We start from the raw sequence: 17,163 nt of genomic DNA on the forward strand, positions 1-17,163 counted from the left end.
GGCGCCGCTGCTCGACCGCGCCGCGCAGGCGTTCGGCTGGGCCGATCGGCCGGCGACCACGGGCGATTCGCCGGCTGTGGCGTTCCTGATCTCGCGCCTGGGCAGCCAGCCGCTGGTGCGCACGGCCCACCCGCCGCAAGACGCGTTGTTTGTCGCGCTGATGCCCGAGGGTGGCAGCGAGGCGCCGCTTGACGGTGTGGAGGAAGCGGCGGCCCTTGCGCATCTGCAAACCCTGCTGGGCGAGGCGCACATGGCCCAGGTGGAACGATCGGAAGAGATCGAAACCTGGCTGGCTGATCTGCTCGCGCAATCTTGGCCGCGTTCTGCCCCGCTGCTGGAACCGGCGGCACAGGCGTTTGGCTGGGAACGGGAACGCGGCACGCTGAACGAGCGGCCGGTGATCGCCTTCCTCAACGCGCGGCTGCGCGGCCTGCGCTTTGCCCGCAAGGTGCAGGACAAGGCCCACCCGCTGCACAAGGCCTGGGCCGAACTGACCCGGACGGGCACGCGCAAGGGCCTGTTCGTGTCGCGGCGCCAGGTGCGCCAGCTGATCGATGGCGTGCGCAGCAATTTTCCCGAGCTGGAACAGCACTTCAATCCTGTCCTCGTCGCCGCGTGGGAGCCGCAGGGCAGCAGCGGCGGCGGCGGTATCGGCAGGAACTTTGGCTGGATCGCGATCGTGCTGATCGGGCTGGTGCGTTTGGCCATTGCGATCGGCGTTTATGATTGGACGGCCCCTGTTCCGTCACCTGCATATGAATCCACGGCCAATTTCGATCCGGTTAGCGATCCGGTGCTGGGCAAGGCGATCACGATTCTGTTCGGGCCTGGCCTGTCGTTTTCCGATCTCAAACGGCACAATCCCAGCCTCGCCGAATCGCTGAGCATGGACCGGCGGATGACCGATGATCCCGCTGTATTGGCTGGCAAAGGCCAACACATTCTGATCGGAGCCTTCTTGAATGCGCTGCAGCGCGCCGTTCCACCACGGTTGGACGAATTTGCCCGCTGGCGGCTGGATGTGATGGCGGCAGCGCGGGAGAAAGGGGCGGACGCCTGTGTGAGCGTGGCGGGTGGCGGCGACTTGCCACAAGGCGTGTCGCTGGCAGACGCGGCGCTGGCACGACAGCAAAAGCTGGCGCGCGCCATGCTGGAAGCAGACGCGATCAACCTGGTGCCGTCTGCAGCGGAGAAAAGCTATGCGATCCCCGGCCAAATGGTGGCGCGGGTTATCGCCATCGCCGGCCTGCCCGAAGCGCGGGTGCGCGCCGCTTTCCATAACCAGGGTACATCTGACGACCAGTGCACCGTGCGCATGGCGCTGATCAAGGCTGCTTTGGCGTGGAAGGGCGCCGATCGCGTGACGATCCTGCAAGGCACTTGAGAGGGGGCACCTGAGCGGGCCTCTCGCAGCGGCGGGGCAGGCTCCCTATGTTGTGAGAATGGCCATGATCCCGCCCGAAATCGAAAACTGGTTTGCCGGGCGTGGCTGGCGGGTGCGGCGGCACCAGGCCGACATGCTCGCGGCGGCTGACGCCGGGCAGCATGCGCTGCTGGTGGCCGATACCGGCGCGGGCAAGACGCTGGCCGGGTTCATGCCCACGCTGGCGGCGTTCTGCCCCTCGCGCCTGGGCGATGCGCCACCCCCGGAAGGCCTGCACACGCTGTATATCTCGCCATTGAAAGCCCTGGCGCACGATGTGCAGCGCAACCTGCTGACGCCGATTGCCGAGATGGGCCTCAACCTGCGGGTGGAAACGCGCAGCGGCGATACCCCGTCCGATCGCAAGGCGCGGCAGCGGGCCAAGCCACCGCAGGTCTTGCTGACCACGCCCGAATCGCTGTCGCTGCTGCTGAGCTATCCCGAGGCGTCTGAAATCTTCAGCGGGCTGAAACGCGTGGTGATCGACGAGATCCATGCCTTTGCCACGGGCAAGCGCGGCGATCTGCTGGCCCTGGCGCTGGGGCGGTTGCAGGCGATCAGCCCCGATCTGCAACGCGCGGCGCTGTCGGCCACCGTGGCCGAGCCCGAAGGCTTTCGCGGCTGGCTGGCTCCGTGGGGGGAGATCGATACCGTTGCCCTGGTCGAGGGCGAAACCGGCGCGCCGCCCGAGGTGGAAATCCTGCTGCCGCAGGAAGAGCGCGTGCCGTGGGGCGGCCATGCCGCCGCCTGGGCGGTGCCGCAGCTGATCGAGATGATCCGCGCCAACCGCGTCACACTGGTGTTCACCAATACGCGCTTTCTCGCCGAATATATCTTTCAGCTGCTGTGGGATGCCAACGAGGGCAACCTGCCGATCGGCATCCACCACGGCTCCCTGTCGGCCGAGGCGCGCCGCAAAGTGGAAGGGGCAATGGCGCGCGGCGAGCTGCGCGCGCTGGTCTGCACCGCCAGCCTCGATCTGGGGGTGGACTGGGGCGATATCGACCTGGTCGTGCAGATGGGCGCGCCCAAAGGCTCATCGCGCCTGTTGCAGCGCATCGGCCGCGCCAACCACCGGCTCGATCAGCCGAGCCGCGCGGTGCTGGTGCCGGGCAACCGCTTTGAATACCTGGAGGCGATGGCGGCGCGCGACGCGGTGCACGAGGGGCAGCGCGACGGCGAGGATTTCCGCCCCGGCGGGCTTGATGTTTTGGCCCAGCATGTGATGGGCTGCGCCTGTGCCGGCCCGTTCGAGGAAGCGGCGCTGTTGCAGGAAGTGCGCGCCTGCCTGCCTTATGCCTGGGTGGACGAGGCTGTGTTTGCCCGGGTGCTCGATTTCGTGGCGACCGGTGGCTATTCGCTGCGCGCCTATGATCGCTTTGCCCGGATCGTGCGCGACAAGGCCGGCACCTGGCGGCTGACGCACCCGGAACAGGCCGCGCGGCACCGCCTCAACGCCGGGATCATCGTCGATTCCGAAATGCTCGAGGTGCGCTTTCGCAACGGGCGCTCGCTGGGCAAGGTGGAAGAACATTTCGGCGCGCAGCTGAGCCCGGGCGACACCTTCCGCTTTGCCGGGCTCGACCTGGAAGTGGAAGGCGTGCGCGATCTGGAACTGGTGGTGCGGGCAGCGAAAAAGGCCGGGCAGATCCCCAGCTATGGCGGCGCGCGCATGCCGCTGACAACGCACCTGTCCACCCGCGTGCAGGCGATGCTGGCCAACCGCGGCACCTGGGCGCGGTTTCCCGACGATGTGCGCGAATGGCTGGAAATGCAGGACTGGCGCAGCCGCCTGCCGGCGCCGGGCGAACTGCTGGTGGAAAGCTTTCCCTATCGCGGGCGCGCCTACAGCGTGTTCTATACGTTCGAGGGGTGGAACGCCAACCAGTCGCTGGGCATGCTGATCACCCGGCGCATGGAGGAACTGGGCCTGGCGCCGCTGGGCTTTGTGGCCAACGACTATGCCCTGGCGGTGTGGAGCCTGCGCCCGATCACCGATCCCGCGCCGCTGCTGTCGCCCGACATCCTGACTGACGAATTCGTCGACTGGGTGCAGAACTCGCACCTCTTGCGCCGCGCGTTCCGCGAAGTGGCGGTGATTTCCGGCCTGGTGGAGCGGCAGCATCCCGGCAAGCGCAAGAGCGGCAAGCAGGTCACCTTCTCCACCGATCTGATCTATGACGTGCTGCGCAAGTACGAGCCCGACCACGTGCTGATCGAGGCAGCCTGGGCCGATGCCCGCGCGCGCATGACCGACGTGGGCCGCCTGGCTGACCTGCTCGACCGTTCGGCGGCAGAACTGGTGCATGTGGAACTCGACCGCGTAACGCCGCTGGCCGTGCCGGTGCTGGTGATGATTGGGCGCGAAAGCGTGGCGCAGGGCGAGGCCGATGACGAACTGGTGATGGAGGCGGAAAGCCTCGGCGGGCTGGCGATGCGGGCGGATTAGCGTTTTTTACCCCTCCACCACCGGCTACGCCGGCGGTCCCCCTCCCCGTCGCTGCGCGACAGGGAGGATCAGATCCTCCCCATCGTGATGGGGAGGGGGACCGCCCGCGCAGCGGGTGGTGGAGGGGGTAACCCAACAAAAAAGGCCGGAAGGTTTCCCTTCCGGCCTTTTTTGTCAGCGGTTTGGCTGATCAGCCCTTGAGCACTTCGGCCAGGGTTTCGCCCAGCAGGCTCGGCGAGGGGGAGACGCGGATGCCCGCGGCTTCCATCGCGGCGATCTTGCTTTCCGCATCGCCCTTGCCGCCCGAGACGATCGCCCCGGCGTGGCCCATGCGGCGGCCCGGAGGAGCCGAGCGACCGGCGATGAAGCCGGCCATCGGCTTCTTGCGGCCACGCTTGGCTTCGTCGATCAGGAACTGCGCGGCCTGTTCTTCCGCGTCGCCACCGATTTCACCGATCATGATGATCGACTTGGTTTCTTCGTCGGCCAGGAACAGTTCCAGCACGTCGATGAAGTTGGTGCCGTTGACCGGGTCGCCGCCGATGCCAACGGCCGTGGTCTGCCCGAGGCCGATGTTCGAGGTCTGGAACACGGCTTCGTAGGTGAGCGTGCCCGAGCGCGAGACCACGCCGACCGAGCCCTTCTTGAAGATCGAACCGGGCATGATGCCGATCTTGCATTCGTTGGGCGTCAGCACGCCGGGGCAGTTCGGGCCGATCAGGCGCGACTTGCTGCCGGCCAGCGCGCGCTTGACGCGCACCATGTCGAGCACCGGGATGCCTTCGGTGATCGCCACGATCAGTTCCATTTCCGCGTCGATCGCTTCCAGGATCGAATCGGCAGCGAATGGCGGCGGCACGTAGATGCACGATGCGGTCGCGCCGGTGGCGTGCTTGGCTTCTGCCACGGTGTTGAAGTTGGGCAGCCCGATGTGGGTGGTGCCGCCCTTGCCCGGCGTCACGCCGCCGACCATCTGCGTGCCATAGGCCAGGGCCTGTTCCGTGTGGAACGTGCCGGTGGCACCGGTCATGCCCTGGGTGATGACCTTGGTGTTCTTGTTGACCAGAATGCTCATGGATCAGGCGACCTTCTGCACTTCGGCGACGATCTTCTTGGCAGCATCGCCAAGGTCGTTGGCCGGAACGATGGGGAGACCGGAGTTGGCGAGGATGTCCTTGCCCGCTTGCACGTTGGTGCCTTCGAGGCGCACGACGAGGGGAACCTGCAGGTTCACTTCCTTGGCCGCGGCAACGATGCCTTCGGCAATGATGTCGCACTTCATGATGCCGCCGAAGATGTTGACGAGGATGCCCTTCACCGCCGGGTCCGACAGGATCAGCTTGAACGCCGCCGTCACCTTTTCCTTGTTGGCGCCGCCGCCCACGTCGAGGAAGTTGGCCGGGAACATGCCGTTGAGCTTGATGATGTCCATCGTCGCCATGGCCAGGCCCGCGCCGTTGACCATGCAGCCGATGTCGCCATCGAGCTTGATGTAGGCCAGGTCATACTTGCTGGCTTCGATTTCGGCGGGGTCTTCCTCGGTTTCGTCCCGCAGCGCAACAACGTCGGGGTGACGATAGAGCGCGTTCGAGTCGAAGCTCATCTTGGTGTCGAGCACCAGGAGCTTGCCGTCCTTGGTTTCGACCAGCGGATTGATTTCGAGCATGTCGCAATCGAGCGCGACGAACGCGGTGTAGAGCTGCTGCGCGATCTTGGCGGCCTGCTTGTTGAGGTCACCCGACAGGTTCAGCGCAAAGCCAACGGCGCGGCCGTGGTGGGGCATGAAGCCCTGGGCCGGATCGATGGTGATCGTGGTGATCTTTTCCGGAGTCGCGTGGGCGACTTCTTCGATGTCCATCCCGCCTTCGGTCGAGACGATCAGGGCAACGCGGCCCGTGGCACGGTCAACCACCAGCGAAAGGTAGTATTCCTTAGCGATATCAACGCCATCGGTTACGTAGAGGCGGTTGACCTGCTTGCCCGCTTCACCGGTCTGCACGGTGACGAGGGTGTTGCCGAGCATTTCCTGAGCGAAGCTTTCGACTTCCTCGATGCTCTTGGCGAGGCGCACGCCGCCCTTGGCGTCGGCCGGCAGTTCCTTGAACTTGCCCTTGCCGCGGCCGCCGGCGTGGATCTGCGCCTTGACGACATAGAGCGGCCCGGGAAGCTGCTTGGCCGCAGCCACCGCTTCTTCGACCGTGAGGGCGGCGATGCCGGCAGGAATGCCGACGCCGAACTTGGCGAGCAGTTCCTTGGCCTGATATTCGTGGACGTTCATGCAGGATCCCCGCTTACGTATGAGTGAAGGGAGGGCGTAGCGCCGTGTTTTCCGCGCTGCCATAAGCACAGGTTTTCGCAGTTGCAAAGACCTTCATTGCGCGATTAATCTGCGCACTGTCGGAATCGCTAGCTGGCAGTGGCGCCGGGCAGCGTTCTTGCCCCCTCTTGCCAATCGGGAATCGTGCGCCCAAGGCTGGGCCAGGCATGATCGATCCCGTCACCCTTGCAACCATCGTCGAGGAAGCCGCCGCCAAGGCGCTGGCCCTGTGGCCGGGCCACGGCCATGCCCCCAGGATATGGGACAAGGGGCACAACGATCCGGTGTGCGAGGCCGATCTTGCGGTCGATTCCTTTCTGCACGACCAGCTTGGCGCCCTGCTGCCCGAGGCTGGATGGCTGTCGGAAGAATCTGCCGATGATCCTGCCCGGCTGGAGCGGGGGCTGTGCTGGGTGGTCGATCCGGTGGATGGCACCCGCGATTTCGTGCGCGGCCGGCCGGGCTGGGCAGTCTCTGTCGCGCTGGTTGCGGCGGGGCGCCCGATCGCGGCCATCCTCGCCGCGCCGGCGCGTGACGAGGTGTGGCTGGCGATGGCCGGGCAGGGCGCCACGCGCAATGGCGTGCCGCTGGTTGCCAGCCAGCGCATGGCGCTGAGCGGCGCGCGCATGCCGATGGACCTGCGGCCGCCGACCGAGGTGGACCTGGTCATGGTCGACAAGCCCAACTCGATCGCGCTGCGTATGGCCATGGTCGCGGCGGCCGAGGCGGATCTGCTGGCAACCTGGCGCTGGGGCTATGAGTGGGACATTGCCGCTGCCGCGCTGATCGCGCAGGAAGCCGGCGCCCTGGTGACCGACGCGCATGGCGCGGACCTCTTGTTCAACAAGCCCGATCCGCGCGCGTTCGGCGTGCTGGTCAGCGCACCGGTGATCCACGAAGCCGCCCGCGCGCTGGTTTCTCCCGCCACGTCCAAGGCCCTGCGCGGCTAGGCCGGGATCAGGCCTCGGCAAAATCCTCGGTGTCGATCGTGGCGCGGATCGTTTGGGCATAGCGGTGGCCGGCGACGGTCTGCTGGTTGATCAGCGCGTCGATCTCGGCCGTGACGGCGACGGGGATCTGCCAGTCCCAGCGCGCGATGTTTTCCTCGAGGTGGGCGATCTTGCCGGTGCCGGGAATCGCCACGATGTGATCGCCCTTGCCCAGCACCCAGGCCAGCGAGAGCTGCGCCGGGGTGACGCCCTCACGCGCGGCGATGGCGTTGAAGGCATCGACCAGCGCCAGGTTATGCACCCAGTTCTCGCCGACAAAGCGCGGCATGGCCTTGCGGATGTCGCCGTCTTCCAGGGCCTGCGGATCGCGCACGCCATTGGCCAGCACGCCGCGCGCAACCGGGGAAAACGCCACGAACGTAGTGCCCACCTCGCGGCAGGCGTCGAGCACGGCAATTTCGGCCTGACGCGTCCACGGCGAATATTCGGTCTGCATCGCGGCAATGGGATGGACGGCGGCCGCGCGGCGCAGCGTATCGGCCGACATTTCAGAAAGGCCGATCGCGCCGATCTTCCCTTCCTTGATCAGGTCGGCCATCGCGCCCACCGAATCCTCGATCGGCACGGTGAAATCGCGGCGGTGCATGTAATAGAGATCGATGTGATCGGTCTGCAGCAGGGTCAGCGACTTTTCCAGCTCGGCGCGGATCGTGTTCGGGTGGCAATCGACCCCGCGCTTTTCGCCGCTGGCGAAGATGCCCATCTTGCTGGCAAGGAACACCTTGTCGCGCTTGCCCTTGAGCGCCTGGCCCACCAGCGTTTCGTTATGCCCCTGCCCATAGAGGCGCGCGGTATCGAAGTGATCATAGCCCACGTCGATCGCGCGGTGCAGCAAGGCAATACCGTTGGCGTCGGTCGGCCGCTCGCCATAGGCCCAGCTCAGCGACATGCAGCCCAGCCCGATCGGGTTCATGGCTTTGCCGGCCAGCGTGCGGAAGCGGTGCGAAGCGGTGGACATTGCGGTATCTCCTTGTTGGCGCGGGGAATGCCAGCCGATGGTGCGCTGCGTCAACCGGCATGAGGGGCAAACGAAAAGGGGCGCCATCCGGTCTGGATGGCGCCCCCTTTACAAGGGCCAAGGCCGTTGCGGCTTACTGGCCGCGGGCGCGGGCCACGTCGTCCTGCGTCACCGGCACAATCTTGATTTCCACGCGGCGGTTGGCGGCGCGGCCTTCCTCGGTGGCGTTGGAGGCGACCGGGCGGGTCTTGCCAAAGCCCTGTGCGCGGATACGGGCCGGGGCCACGCCACGCGACGACAGGTAATCAGCCACGGCCTGCGCACGGTTCTGCGACAGGGTCATGTTGTAGGCATCCGACCCGGTCGAATCGGTGTGGCCATAGACGTCGATCAGCGAGTTGGGATACTGCACCAGCGACTGGGCGACGCGGTCGAGCGTGTCGCGGAACGCGGGCTTGATCATCGTGCTGTCGGTGTCGAACGTCACGCCGTTGGGGAGGTTGACGAGGATCGCCTGGCCATTGTCGGTCGGCGTCACGTCGACGCCCGAGCCGGCGGTCTGTTCGCGCAGCTGCTTGATCTGCTTGTCCATGGTGTAACCCACGGCCGCGCCGGCGATGCCGCCGATGCCCGCGCCAACGATGCGGCCGGTGCCACCACCGATCAGGCCGCCGAGCAGCAGGCCACCCAGGGCGCCCGCGCCGGCGCCGATCGCGGTGCGCGACACCTTCTGCTGGCCGGTGTTGGGATCGGTGACGCAGGCCGACAGGCTGACCAGCGACACGGCGCACATGCTGGAGACAAGCACCCGACTGAATTTCATGACAAATACCCCTTCTTTCATCCTCGGCCCGGCAATTGTGCCCGCCAGGCCTCCCGACATGATCGGTAATTCGGACAAGCCCAATACACCAGCGCCGCCTGAATGGTTCCCGAATGCTGGTGGCAACCGCAGCCACACCGGAGGGACTTCGCGGCGCGGCGCAAATCTGCTAGGGGCCGTCTCGTGACCTCTTTTCCGTGGCCAGACGCCCTCGTGATCCTGGGCCTTGTCGTGCTCAACGGCCTGTTTTCCATGTCGGAACTGGCCATTGTCTCGGCACGGCCAGCCCGCCTCAAGGTTCTGGCCGAAGGCGGCAGTGGCGGCGCGAAAGTGGCGTTGGAACTGGCTGCCGATCCCGGAAAATTTTTGTCGACCGTGCAGATCGGGATCACGCTGGTGGGCATCGTCGCCGGTGCCTATTCCGGATCGAGCCTGGGCGGCCCGGTGGGAGAGCGGCTGGCCGCGCTGGGCGTGCCGGCGGCCTATGCTGCGGAGGCCGGCTTTGCCCTGGTCATTGCGGTGACCACCTATCTCAGCCTGGTGGTTGGCGAACTGGTACCCAAGCAGCTGGCACTCAACGCGGCAGAGCCGATCGCCGTGGTCGCGGCCCGGCCGATGGTGGTGATGTCGCGCGTGACGGCGCCGTTCGTCTGGACGCTCAACCGCTCGTCGGGCCTGATCCTGCGCCTGTTGGGCCTGGCCAAGGGCGGCGAACAGGAAGTGACGGCCGAGGAACTCCAGATGATCTTCGCCGAAGCCACCCGCTCTGGCGTGATCGAGGAGGAGGAGCGCGCGCTGATGGCCAGCGTGATGCGCCTGGCCGACCGCCCGGTGCGCGAGGTGATGACGCCGCGCATCGAACTGCACTGGATCGAGCAGGACGCGCAGCCGGCCAACCTGGACGAGGCCATCGAAGACAGCCCGCATTCGCTGCTGCTGGTCGCCGATGGTTCGGTCGATCGCATTGTCGGCGTGGTCAAGGTGCGCGATATCCTGGCGGCGCGGCTGCGCGGGGTGGAGCCGGCGCTGGCCAGCCTGATGAAAAAGCCTGCGATCGTGCCCGATCGGCTCGATACCATGGACGCGCTGCGGGTGATCCAGCAGGCCGAAGTGGCCATGGCCCTGGTCCATGATGAATATGGCCATCTCGAGGGGATCGTCACTCCGGCCGATCTGCTGGCGGCGATTGCCGGCAATTTCGTCGCCCATGGCGATGAAGGCGATGCGCCGATGATCGTGGAGCGCGAGGATGGCTCGCTGCTGATCGCCGGCGCCTTGCCGGCCGATGCCATGGCCGATCGGCTGGGCATCGATCTGCCCGAAGACCGCGATTATGCCACGGCGGCGGGCTTTGCCCTGTCCGTGCTGCGCAAGCTGCCCACAGAAGGCGAGCATTTTGCCGAGCAAGGCTGGCGCTTTGAAGTGGTCGACATGGATGGGCGCAAGATCGACAAGCTGTTGATCCAGCGCGCCAAGGCGGCCACCCCGCCGGTGGAACTCGACGGCTGATCAGAGCAGGCCGTAGGCCAGCAGATCGGCTTCCAGGGCAGTGGCACCTTGCGCAAAGTGGTGCGTGTGCCAGCCCAGCGCGCGGGCCGTGGCGATGTTGGCGGCATTGTCGTCGATGAACAGCATGGTTTCGGGCGCCTGGCCGAATCGGCGCGCGGCCAGCTCGAAAATCGCCGGATCGGGCTTGATCAGCCGTTCCGCCCCCGACACGACGATATCGCGGCAGTGATCGAGGATGGGGAAAGTCGGGCGGAACTGCGCCCAGGCGTCCACGCCGAAATTGGTGATCGCATATTGCGGCACGCCGCGCGCGGCCAGGCGGCGCACCAGATCGTGCGTGCCGGCCACCGGGCCGGGGATGCTGTCCAGCCAGTGACTGGCATAGCGGGCGATCAGGGCGGCATGCTGGGGAAATTCGGCACTGCGCGCCGCCACCATGGTAGACCAGGGCACGCCGGCATCGTGCTGCCCGTGCCATTCCTCGCTCACCACCTCCGCCACGAATCGCGCGCGTTCGGCCGGATCGGGAATGGCATCGCGATAGAGCAGCGCCAGATCCCATTCCACCAGCACGCGGCCCACGTCCCACACCACGATGGTCGGCCGGCTGATGACAGACTGATTCGGGGCATGCGGCATCGCGCGGTTATCCGTGGGGAGGGGGCAGACAGACAGGGGCACAGGCGGGCGGCAGGCACAAACGAAACCAGCCCGCTTCCCGGACCGGGGCCGCAAGCAAGGCGGTTACCGGGCCGGGAAGCGGGCTGGCATCAGCGTTCCGTCGTGCCGGCGAGCGGCACAACGTTCACGCACGCCGGGCGATTAGCCCTGGCGCGCCTTGAAACGACGCTGGGTCTTGTTGATCACGTAGGTCCGGCCACGGCGGCGAATCACGCGGTTGTCCCGGTGACGGTCCTTGAGCGACTTCAGGCTGTTGCGAATCTTCATGGCTATTCCCTTTGCCCGAATCCGACCCGGGCGCGAAACTGAAGGTGCGCCGTTAGTGGCCCCCCTGTGGAAAGTCAACCGTGGCATGGCATATCGCGGTTGTGGGGATAAACCGGTCCGGGCATGGAGGGTTTCGCGCGCCGATGCGTTAAATCATATGGTTCAGCCGCGCGACAGCCGTTTTTCGGCACAGCTGCGGCCCTGTCGATGGGATTTCCTGCCATGCTCCGCCTTTCGCGTGCGCTCTTGCCGTTGTCTGCCACCGCCACGCTGGCGCCGATCCTGCTCGCCGTGGCGCCGGCCACTGCGCAGGCGCAAGGCTGGGGTGGTGGCTATGGCCCGGGTTGGGGCGGGTATGGCGGCTTTGACGGCCCGCGCCGGGGACCCACGGCGGCCGAACCGTCGAGCCGCATCGACGTGACATCCTATCGCAGTGCCGATGCGCTGGCGCTGCTGGGCAAGGGCAGGATCGTGGTGGCTGGCGTCGATGCCCCGGCCGACGCGCTGGAACAGGGCGCCGACGAGCCGACGCCCGACAAGCTGCCGGTCTACGAGGCCGCAGTGGTCGATTCGCTGGTGGGCCATGGCTATGACACCCAGACGGTGAGTGATGCCGGGCAGATTGCGCAAGTGGCGGTCAGCCACCAGGTGGTGGTGCCCGAAGAGCAGAAGCATTCCCCGGTCAGCGGCGCGATGAGCACGACGGTGAGCAACTACGGTTCCGCCGTGTCGCTGGGGGTGGCCCTAGACTTTACCAAGCCGGCCAAGGCGATCGTGGCCACGCGCATGGACGTGCGCATCCGTGACAAGGCCAGCGGCCGCGTGCTGTGGGAAGGCCATGCCGAAGGGATGGCGCGCGAAGGCGAGGGCGGGCTGGACGACGGCAAGATGGCCGCACGCCTGGCCAAGGCGCTGTTTGCCCGCTTCCCCGAAGGCCAGGTGGTGGTGGCCGATGCCGCCGCGCCCGGTAATGGCTCGGCGGGTCTGGCGCCGGCTGGCGCTGCCCCGGCCGAAGGCACCCCCTGATCTGCACCACGATCTGCCCTGGCCGCTCTTGAGCAGGCCCGGTGCCATGCCTATCTCTCAAGCGGAACGATCCGCACCGAGTGGGCGCCTGAGGAAGGATGCAAAGGGTATGCGCAGGCTGGCTTTTGTGATGCTGATGGCCGCACCGCTGCCTGCCCTGGCAGCGCCTGTGCAGGTCACCCGCTTTACCACGCCCGAGATTACCGCCCGCCAAGGCCATGATGCCGTGACCGTGGTATCGGTTGGCGGTGGGCCGACGGCCGATCCGCAAAGCCTCGCTGACCAGCCCTGGCTGATGGCCGTGCAACGCGAAGTGGCGGGCCTGGGCTTTGGTGCGGCAACGCCGGGCGCTGCCGATATCGTGGCCGAAGTGCAGGTTTCGCGCGAGGCGCAGGTGCGTGGCGGCGGCAATGGCCCGGTCAGCCTGGGGCTGGGTGGCTCTACCGGGGGCTGGCACAGCGGGGTTGGCCTGGGGCTGGGGTTCAACATCGGCGGCGGCCCGCGCCGCGTCGATGCCACGTTCTTGCGCGTGGTGCTGCGCGATCGCGTCAGTGGCCAGCCGCTATGGGAAGGGCGCGCCGAAAACGCCGAAAAGACCGGCTCTGCCGCTGCATCGGCCGATGTTTTGGCGCCGCGCATGGCCCATGCGCTGTTTGCGGGCTTTCCCGGCAAGTCGGGTGACACTATCTCGGTCAAATGACGCAAGAAAATTCAGCCCCCGCCCCGATTCTAGTCAACGCCGCGTTCGATGCCGGCAATATCGAGGTGCTGGCCGTCGATGGCGCCCGCGCCACACTGGCCATCCGCCGCGACAACCAGTCCGAATTTGCTCAGTGGTTTTATTTCCGCGTCAGCGGCGTGGCCGGGCGCGAGCTGGACCTGGCGATTACCGGGCTCAACACCTCGGCTTATCCCGATGGCTGGCCCGGCTATTCTGCCTGCGTTTCCGAAGACCGCCAGGAATGGACGCGCGCGGCGTCCGATTTCGACCGTGGTCGCGATGGCGGCACCCTGCATATCCGCCATCGCCCGGTGGGCGACCAGGTGTGGTTCGCCTATTTCGCGCCCTATTCACTGGAACGCCACAACGACCTGGTGAGCGAGGCTGCCGCCAGTCCGGGCGTGTCGCACCAGGTGCTGGGCCTGTCGCTCGACGGGCGGGCGATCGATTGCCTGACGCTGGGCACCGGCCCACGCCAGGTGTGGCTCTATGCCCGGCAGCATCCGGGCGAAACCATGGCGGAATGGTGGATGGAAGGGGCGCTGGACATGCTCACCGATCCGGCCGACCCGCATGGCCGCGCGCTGCGCCAGGCCTGCACGTTCCACATCGTGCCCAATTGCAACCCCGATGGCAGCGCGCGCGGACACCTGCGCACCAATGGCATCGGCGTAAACCTCAACCGCGAATGGCACGAGCCGACTGCCGAGCGCGCGCCGGAAGTCCTGGCGATTCGCAACGCGATGGACGCCACCGGGGTGGACTTTGCCATGGACGTGCATGGTGACGAGGCGATCCCGGCGGTGTTCCTGGCCGGTTTCGAAGGCATCCCTGGCCTCACGCCGGAGCAACTGGCTGGCTATCGGCGCTATCGCACGATTCTCGATCGGCGCAGTCCCGATTTCCAGGTGCGCCGTGGCTATCCCGAAGCCCGGCCGGGGCAGGGCAATCTGGCGATGTCCACCAACCAGGTGGCGCAGCGGTTTGGCTGCGTGGCGATGACGCTGGAAATGCCGTTCAAGGACAATGCCGATCTGCCCGATCCGGTCTATGGCTGGAGCGCGGAACGCAGCAAGCTGCTGGCCCGCGAATGCCTGGCCGCCCTGTGGGAATGGCTGCAACCGCAAGAGGGTTAAGCGCGGATAGGTGCCTTCGGTTGGAGGGCGGGGAAGCCCGCCCTCTTTACGGCGCGTTAATTCCTTTGGCGCCATGACAGGGCATGGACCGCATCCTGCCCCTTTCCGCCCCCATGCGCCACGTTGGGCCCCTGGCCAGCCGCATGCTGCACGGCCGGGGAATCGCCGCGCTGCCGGGCCGCGCCGGGCACGTGCTGGCCAGCGTGCCGGTCCTTGCCTGCGCCGCCGCGCTGATCTGCGCCGGCCGCGCGCTGCCGTTCTGAAGCAGACTTCCCCGCATTATTGCTGAGCACCGGGACGGCGCTGCCGCTCAGGCTGCGCCGCGCTGGCGTTGGCGTGCGCCCCAGGGGCGCTGCCGTTCCCATTCCGTGCAAAGCGCAAGCAGCGCATCGAGCGTCAGCGGCTTGCTGAACAGATAGCCCTGTGCGTGCTTGCAGCCGGCCTCCTGCAGCATGCGCCACTGGCTGGGCGTTTCCACGCCTTCGGCCACGCAACTCAGCCCAATGGTGTGGCAGAAGGTGATCACGGCGCGCGCGATGGTATCGCCATCGGTCCCGTCGAGCCCGGCGACGAAGCTGCGATCGATCTTGACCTTGTCGAGCGGCAGGCGCTGGACATAGCCGAGGCTGGAATAGCCGGTGCCGAAATCATCGAGTGCCACGTGGACGCCGATGTCGCGAAAGGCCTGCAAGGCCTGGGCCGCGGTTTCGGCATTGGCCATGACCGCGGTTTCGGTCACTTCCAGCCAGATGCGGCCCGGATCGATCCCGGTCCGCTCGATCTCGCGGCGGATGAAGGCGAGCGTGGTGGCCGAGGTCAGGTCGCAGGCCGAGATATTGAACGATACCGCGACATCGTCGGGCAGGTGCAGCGCGGCCTTGAGGCCCTTGCGGATCACCGCGCGGGTAATGCTGTGGATCGCGGTGGAGCGTTCCGCCACGGCAATGAAATCGGCGGCGGAAACCTCGCCCAGCACGGGGCTGGTCCAGCGCACCAGAACTTCCACCGCGCTCAGCCGGCCGCTTGCCAGTTCGATGATCGGCTGGAACACGATCGTCAGTTCGTCTTCCAGCGTGCTGCCCTGCAGCGCCACTTCGATCGCGCGATCGGCCCGCACGGCGGTTTCCAGCGCGGCGCTGAACACGCAGACGCCACCACCTTCGACATGCTTGGCATGATACAGCGCATAGTCGGCGCGATCGAACAGGTCGTCTGCCCCGGTGCCGGCCTGCGGGCAGTGCGCCACGCCGAGCGATGCGCCGACATGGAGCACGATTTCCCCCACCTGCAATGGCGCGCGAATCTGCTGCAGCAAGCGCTCGCAGGTGCGCGTAAAGCCGGATACGTCCGGGTCGATCAGCCCGAATTCGTCACCACCCAGGCGATAGACCTGGGCCGATGGGCCGGCGGCATGGCGCAGGCGCGCGCCGATTTCTGCCAGCAGGCGATCGCCCACGTGATGGCCATAGGTATCGTTGATCGGCTTGAAGCGATCGAGATCGAGCACACCCACGGCAAACGGCATGCCGGCGTGGGTGGTGGTCCAGGCTTCGAGATCGGCATGGAAGCGGCGGCGGTTGGCCAGGCCGGTGAGCGCGTCGGTAAGGGCGAGGCGGCGGTTTTCCTCGTTCAGCCGCTGCAGTTCGGCGTGCTGTGCCGTCAGCAGCGTGCCGGCGCGGACCTGGCCTTCGAAATGGGCAAAGCTGTTGAACAGCACGCGCAGCAGCACGGCCAGGACCAGCGCCACGTTGATCCCGATCGTCACGAAGATCAGCTGCTGGCGCGCCAGGCACATGATGATGAACGCCGGCAGCACGGTGAGCGCCACCAGCAGCGCGGCCTGGGGCAGCACGATCAGGCAGAAGATGCAGCCGATCACCGTGGTGGAGATATAGAGCCCCACGTGCGCCTGCTCGAACGGGCCGCCATAGGGCGCCAGCGCCAGGGACCAGCCGACATAGGCAAGCGCCACCGGGCCGGATACGGCGGTGATCGCGCGCAACTGCCGCCGCGCCTGTTCCGCAGTGGGCACGCCCTTGCGGGCCTGGCGCAGCCAGTGGATCATGCGGAAGAAGGTGATGGCAAACAGCACGGCGGGCACGCTGATCGTCAGGACCGCCGGTGCCTGGTGGCGGTGGGTGATCGCCACGGCCAGCGAATTGATCAGCAGCAGGCCATAGAGCAGCGGCACCTGGCGTTGCAGGTTCACCGCCTGCGACACGGCCAGCGCGGGATCATCCCCGATTTCGGCGAACCAGCGAAATGGACGCGACGCGCGCAACAGCATTCTCCCCCAGTCGGTCGAATTCCTTCGCAAACCAGGATTATGCCTGCAAAAACATGAAAAGAATCATACCGCCCGGACGGTGATCCCCGCGCGGCACGTGGGTGCCTGCCGCCGCCGCAGCGGGCGTGGCGCAGGCCAATGGCGCGCAGACGCACCAAGGCAGCCGGCAATCATGCCAGCTGAAAAGAATATTCTGCGATTTCAGAAGATTGGATGCCCCGCGAGGATTCGAACCTCGATTGACGGAGTCAGAGTCCGTAGTCTTACCTTTAGACGACGGGGCATCGGGAGGCGCCCCTCTAGTCGGGCCGTTTCAGAGCGTCAACCCGTTTTTTCGCCTCTGCATCAGGGTGCGATCGCGCCGGTTGATCGCGCCGGCGCCAGGGCTGGCGTGGCCTCGCCGGGGCGCTTGCCGGGGGCGAACCTTGCCGCGCGGGCGCCATGACGCTACGGTGACAGGCAAGTACCCGACCGGCACCGATGCCGGCGGGAAAACATAAGCGAATTTGTATCATGGCGGAATCCACTCCGCCGGCCAGGGGACGAGGGCCGCGAT

General features: G+C 66.7%; 15 protein-coding genes and 1 tRNA gene. 8 read left to right on the forward strand and 8 right to left on the reverse strand.

Annotation, left to right across the window (positions count from 1 at the left end):
- The coding region (locus tag H926_RS33090) for a hypothetical protein (RefSeq protein ID WP_028657715.1) at positions 1 to 1,384 on the forward strand (1,384 nt) is incomplete at its 5' end.
- Positions 1,385 to 1,442: 58 nt separating this feature from the next.
- The gene (locus tag H926_RS0107295; protein ID WP_022675715.1) at positions 1,443 to 3,872 is read left to right on the forward strand and encodes a ligase-associated DNA damage response DEXH box helicase; all 2,430 of its coding nucleotides are present in this window, start codon (positions 1,443 to 1,445) and stop codon (positions 3,870 to 3,872) included.
- A 190-nt stretch (positions 3,873 to 4,062) separates the two neighbouring features.
- On the opposite strand, the gene sucD is transcribed toward H926_RS0107295, so the two are convergent.
- Together sucD and sucC are read right to left on the reverse strand one after the other, a co-directional pair.
- On the reverse strand, positions 4,063 to 4,947 hold the full coding sequence (gene sucD, locus H926_RS0107300) for a succinate--CoA ligase subunit alpha (protein ID WP_022675716.1): 885 nt from the start codon (positions 4,945 to 4,947) through the stop codon (positions 4,063 to 4,065).
- Positions 4,948 to 4,950: 3 nt separating this feature from the next.
- The gene (gene sucC, locus H926_RS0107305; protein WP_022675717.1) at positions 4,951 to 6,150 is read right to left on the reverse strand and encodes an ADP-forming succinate--CoA ligase subunit beta; all 1,200 of its coding nucleotides are present in this window, start codon (positions 6,148 to 6,150) and stop codon (positions 4,951 to 4,953) included.
- A 206-nt stretch (positions 6,151 to 6,356) separates the two neighbouring features.
- On the opposite strand from sucC, the gene H926_RS0107310 reads away from it, so the two are divergent.
- The gene (locus H926_RS0107310; RefSeq protein WP_022675718.1) at positions 6,357 to 7,139 is read left to right on the forward strand and encodes an inositol monophosphatase family protein; all 783 of its coding nucleotides are present in this window, start codon (positions 6,357 to 6,359) and stop codon (positions 7,137 to 7,139) included.
- A gap of 7 nt (positions 7,140 to 7,146) precedes the next feature.
- On the opposite strand, the gene H926_RS0107315 is transcribed toward H926_RS0107310, so the two are convergent.
- Together H926_RS0107315 and H926_RS0107320 are read right to left on the reverse strand one after the other, a co-directional pair.
- Complete coding sequence (locus tag H926_RS0107315; RefSeq protein ID WP_022675719.1) at positions 7,147 to 8,157, reverse strand: aldo/keto reductase; 1,011 nt, start codon at positions 8,155 to 8,157, stop codon at positions 7,147 to 7,149.
- 133 nt (positions 8,158 to 8,290) lie between these two features.
- The gene (locus H926_RS0107320) at positions 8,291 to 8,980 is read right to left on the reverse strand and encodes an OmpA family protein (RefSeq protein WP_022675720.1); all 690 of its coding nucleotides are present in this window, start codon (positions 8,978 to 8,980) and stop codon (positions 8,291 to 8,293) included.
- 183 nt (positions 8,981 to 9,163) lie between these two features.
- Here H926_RS0107320 and H926_RS0107325 point away from each other — a divergent pair, with 183 nt between their 5' ends.
- On the forward strand, positions 9,164 to 10,489 hold the full coding sequence (locus tag H926_RS0107325; RefSeq protein WP_022675721.1) for a hemolysin family protein: 1,326 nt from the start codon (positions 9,164 to 9,166) through the stop codon (positions 10,487 to 10,489).
- Here the strand turns inward: H926_RS0107325 and H926_RS0107330 are convergent, their stop codons facing one another.
- Both H926_RS0107330 and ykgO read right to left on the reverse strand, forming a co-directional pair.
- A complete protein-coding gene (locus H926_RS0107330) occupies positions 10,490 to 11,128 on the reverse strand; it encodes an HAD family phosphatase (RefSeq protein WP_022675722.1) in 639 nt (212 codons plus the stop codon).
- Between the two features lie 183 nt (positions 11,129 to 11,311).
- Positions 11,312 to 11,437 carry a type B 50S ribosomal protein L36 gene (gene ykgO, locus H926_RS0107335; RefSeq protein ID WP_008069451.1) on the reverse strand — a complete coding sequence of 42 codons (126 nt, stop codon included), beginning with the start codon at positions 11,435 to 11,437 and terminating at the stop codon, positions 11,312 to 11,314.
- Positions 11,438 to 11,659: 222 nt separating this feature from the next.
- Here ykgO and H926_RS0107340 point away from each other — a divergent pair, with 222 nt between their 5' ends.
- The 4 genes from H926_RS0107340 to H926_RS0107355 all read left to right on the forward strand — a co-directional run bounded on the left by H926_RS0107340 (position 11,660) and on the right by H926_RS0107355 (position 14,583).
- The gene (locus tag H926_RS0107340) at positions 11,660 to 12,463 is read left to right on the forward strand and encodes a hypothetical protein (protein ID WP_022675723.1); all 804 of its coding nucleotides are present in this window, start codon (positions 11,660 to 11,662) and stop codon (positions 12,461 to 12,463) included.
- Between the two features lie 109 nt (positions 12,464 to 12,572).
- A complete protein-coding gene (locus tag H926_RS0107345; RefSeq protein ID WP_022675724.1) occupies positions 12,573 to 13,163 on the forward strand; it encodes a DUF4136 domain-containing protein in 591 nt (196 codons plus the stop codon).
- Positions 13,160 to 14,320, forward strand: coding sequence for a M14-type cytosolic carboxypeptidase (locus tag H926_RS0107350; RefSeq protein WP_022675725.1), 1,161 nt, complete (start codon positions 13,160 to 13,162; stop codon positions 14,318 to 14,320). Before H926_RS0107345 ends, H926_RS0107350 begins: the two co-directional genes overlap by 4 nt.
- An 83-nt stretch (positions 14,321 to 14,403) precedes the next feature.
- On the forward strand, positions 14,404 to 14,583 hold the full coding sequence (locus H926_RS0107355; protein WP_022675726.1) for a hypothetical protein: 180 nt from the start codon (positions 14,404 to 14,406) through the stop codon (positions 14,581 to 14,583).
- Between the two features lie 47 nt (positions 14,584 to 14,630).
- Here H926_RS0107355 and H926_RS26125 read toward each other — a convergent pair whose 3' ends face one another.
- The gene (locus H926_RS26125; RefSeq protein ID WP_158271979.1) at positions 14,631 to 16,601 is read right to left on the reverse strand and encodes a bifunctional diguanylate cyclase/phosphodiesterase; all 1,971 of its coding nucleotides are present in this window, start codon (positions 16,599 to 16,601) and stop codon (positions 14,631 to 14,633) included.
- A 216-nt stretch (positions 16,602 to 16,817) separates the two neighbouring features.
- Positions 16,818 to 16,891, reverse strand: a tRNA-Gln gene (locus H926_RS0107365).
- Positions 16,892 to 17,163: the final 272 nt, after the last annotated feature.

This window comes from Novosphingobium sp. B-7 (assembly GCF_000410615.1).
Taxonomy (GTDB): Bacteria; Pseudomonadota; Alphaproteobacteria; order Sphingomonadales; family Sphingomonadaceae; genus Novosphingobium; species Novosphingobium capsulatum.

What these genes read in the sequence shown, in the direction of transcription:
- H926_RS0107295 (WP_022675715.1), top strand. Translation starts at nt 1,443, where the DNA reads ATGGCCATGATCCCGCCCGAAATCGAAAACTGGTTTGCCGGGCGTGGC.
- sucD (WP_022675716.1), bottom strand. Translation starts at nt 4,947, where the DNA reads ATGAGCATTCTGGTCAACAAGAACACCAAGGTCATCACCCAGGGCATG.
- sucC (WP_022675717.1), bottom strand. Translation starts at nt 6,150, where the DNA reads ATGAACGTCCACGAATATCAGGCCAAGGAACTGCTCGCCAAGTTCGGC.
- H926_RS0107310 (WP_022675718.1), top strand. Translation starts at nt 6,357, where the DNA reads ATGATCGATCCCGTCACCCTTGCAACCATCGTCGAGGAAGCCGCCGCC.
- H926_RS0107315 (WP_022675719.1), bottom strand. Translation starts at nt 8,157, where the DNA reads ATGTCCACCGCTTCGCACCGCTTCCGCACGCTGGCCGGCAAAGCCATG.
- H926_RS0107320 (WP_022675720.1), bottom strand. Translation starts at nt 8,980, where the DNA reads ATGAAATTCAGTCGGGTGCTTGTCTCCAGCATGTGCGCCGTGTCGCTG.
- H926_RS0107330 (WP_022675722.1), bottom strand. Translation starts at nt 11,128, where the DNA reads ATGCCGCATGCCCCGAATCAGTCTGTCATCAGCCGGCCGACCATCGTG.
- ykgO (WP_008069451.1), bottom strand. Translation starts at nt 11,437, where the DNA reads ATGAAGATTCGCAACAGCCTGAAGTCGCTCAAGGACCGTCACCGGGAC.
- H926_RS0107340 (WP_022675723.1), top strand. Translation starts at nt 11,660, where the DNA reads ATGCTCCGCCTTTCGCGTGCGCTCTTGCCGTTGTCTGCCACCGCCACG.
- H926_RS0107345 (WP_022675724.1), top strand. Translation starts at nt 12,573, where the DNA reads ATGCGCAGGCTGGCTTTTGTGATGCTGATGGCCGCACCGCTGCCTGCC.
- H926_RS0107350 (WP_022675725.1), top strand. Translation starts at nt 13,160, where the DNA reads ATGACGCAAGAAAATTCAGCCCCCGCCCCGATTCTAGTCAACGCCGCG.
- H926_RS0107355 (WP_022675726.1), top strand. Translation starts at nt 14,404, where the DNA reads ATGGACCGCATCCTGCCCCTTTCCGCCCCCATGCGCCACGTTGGGCCC.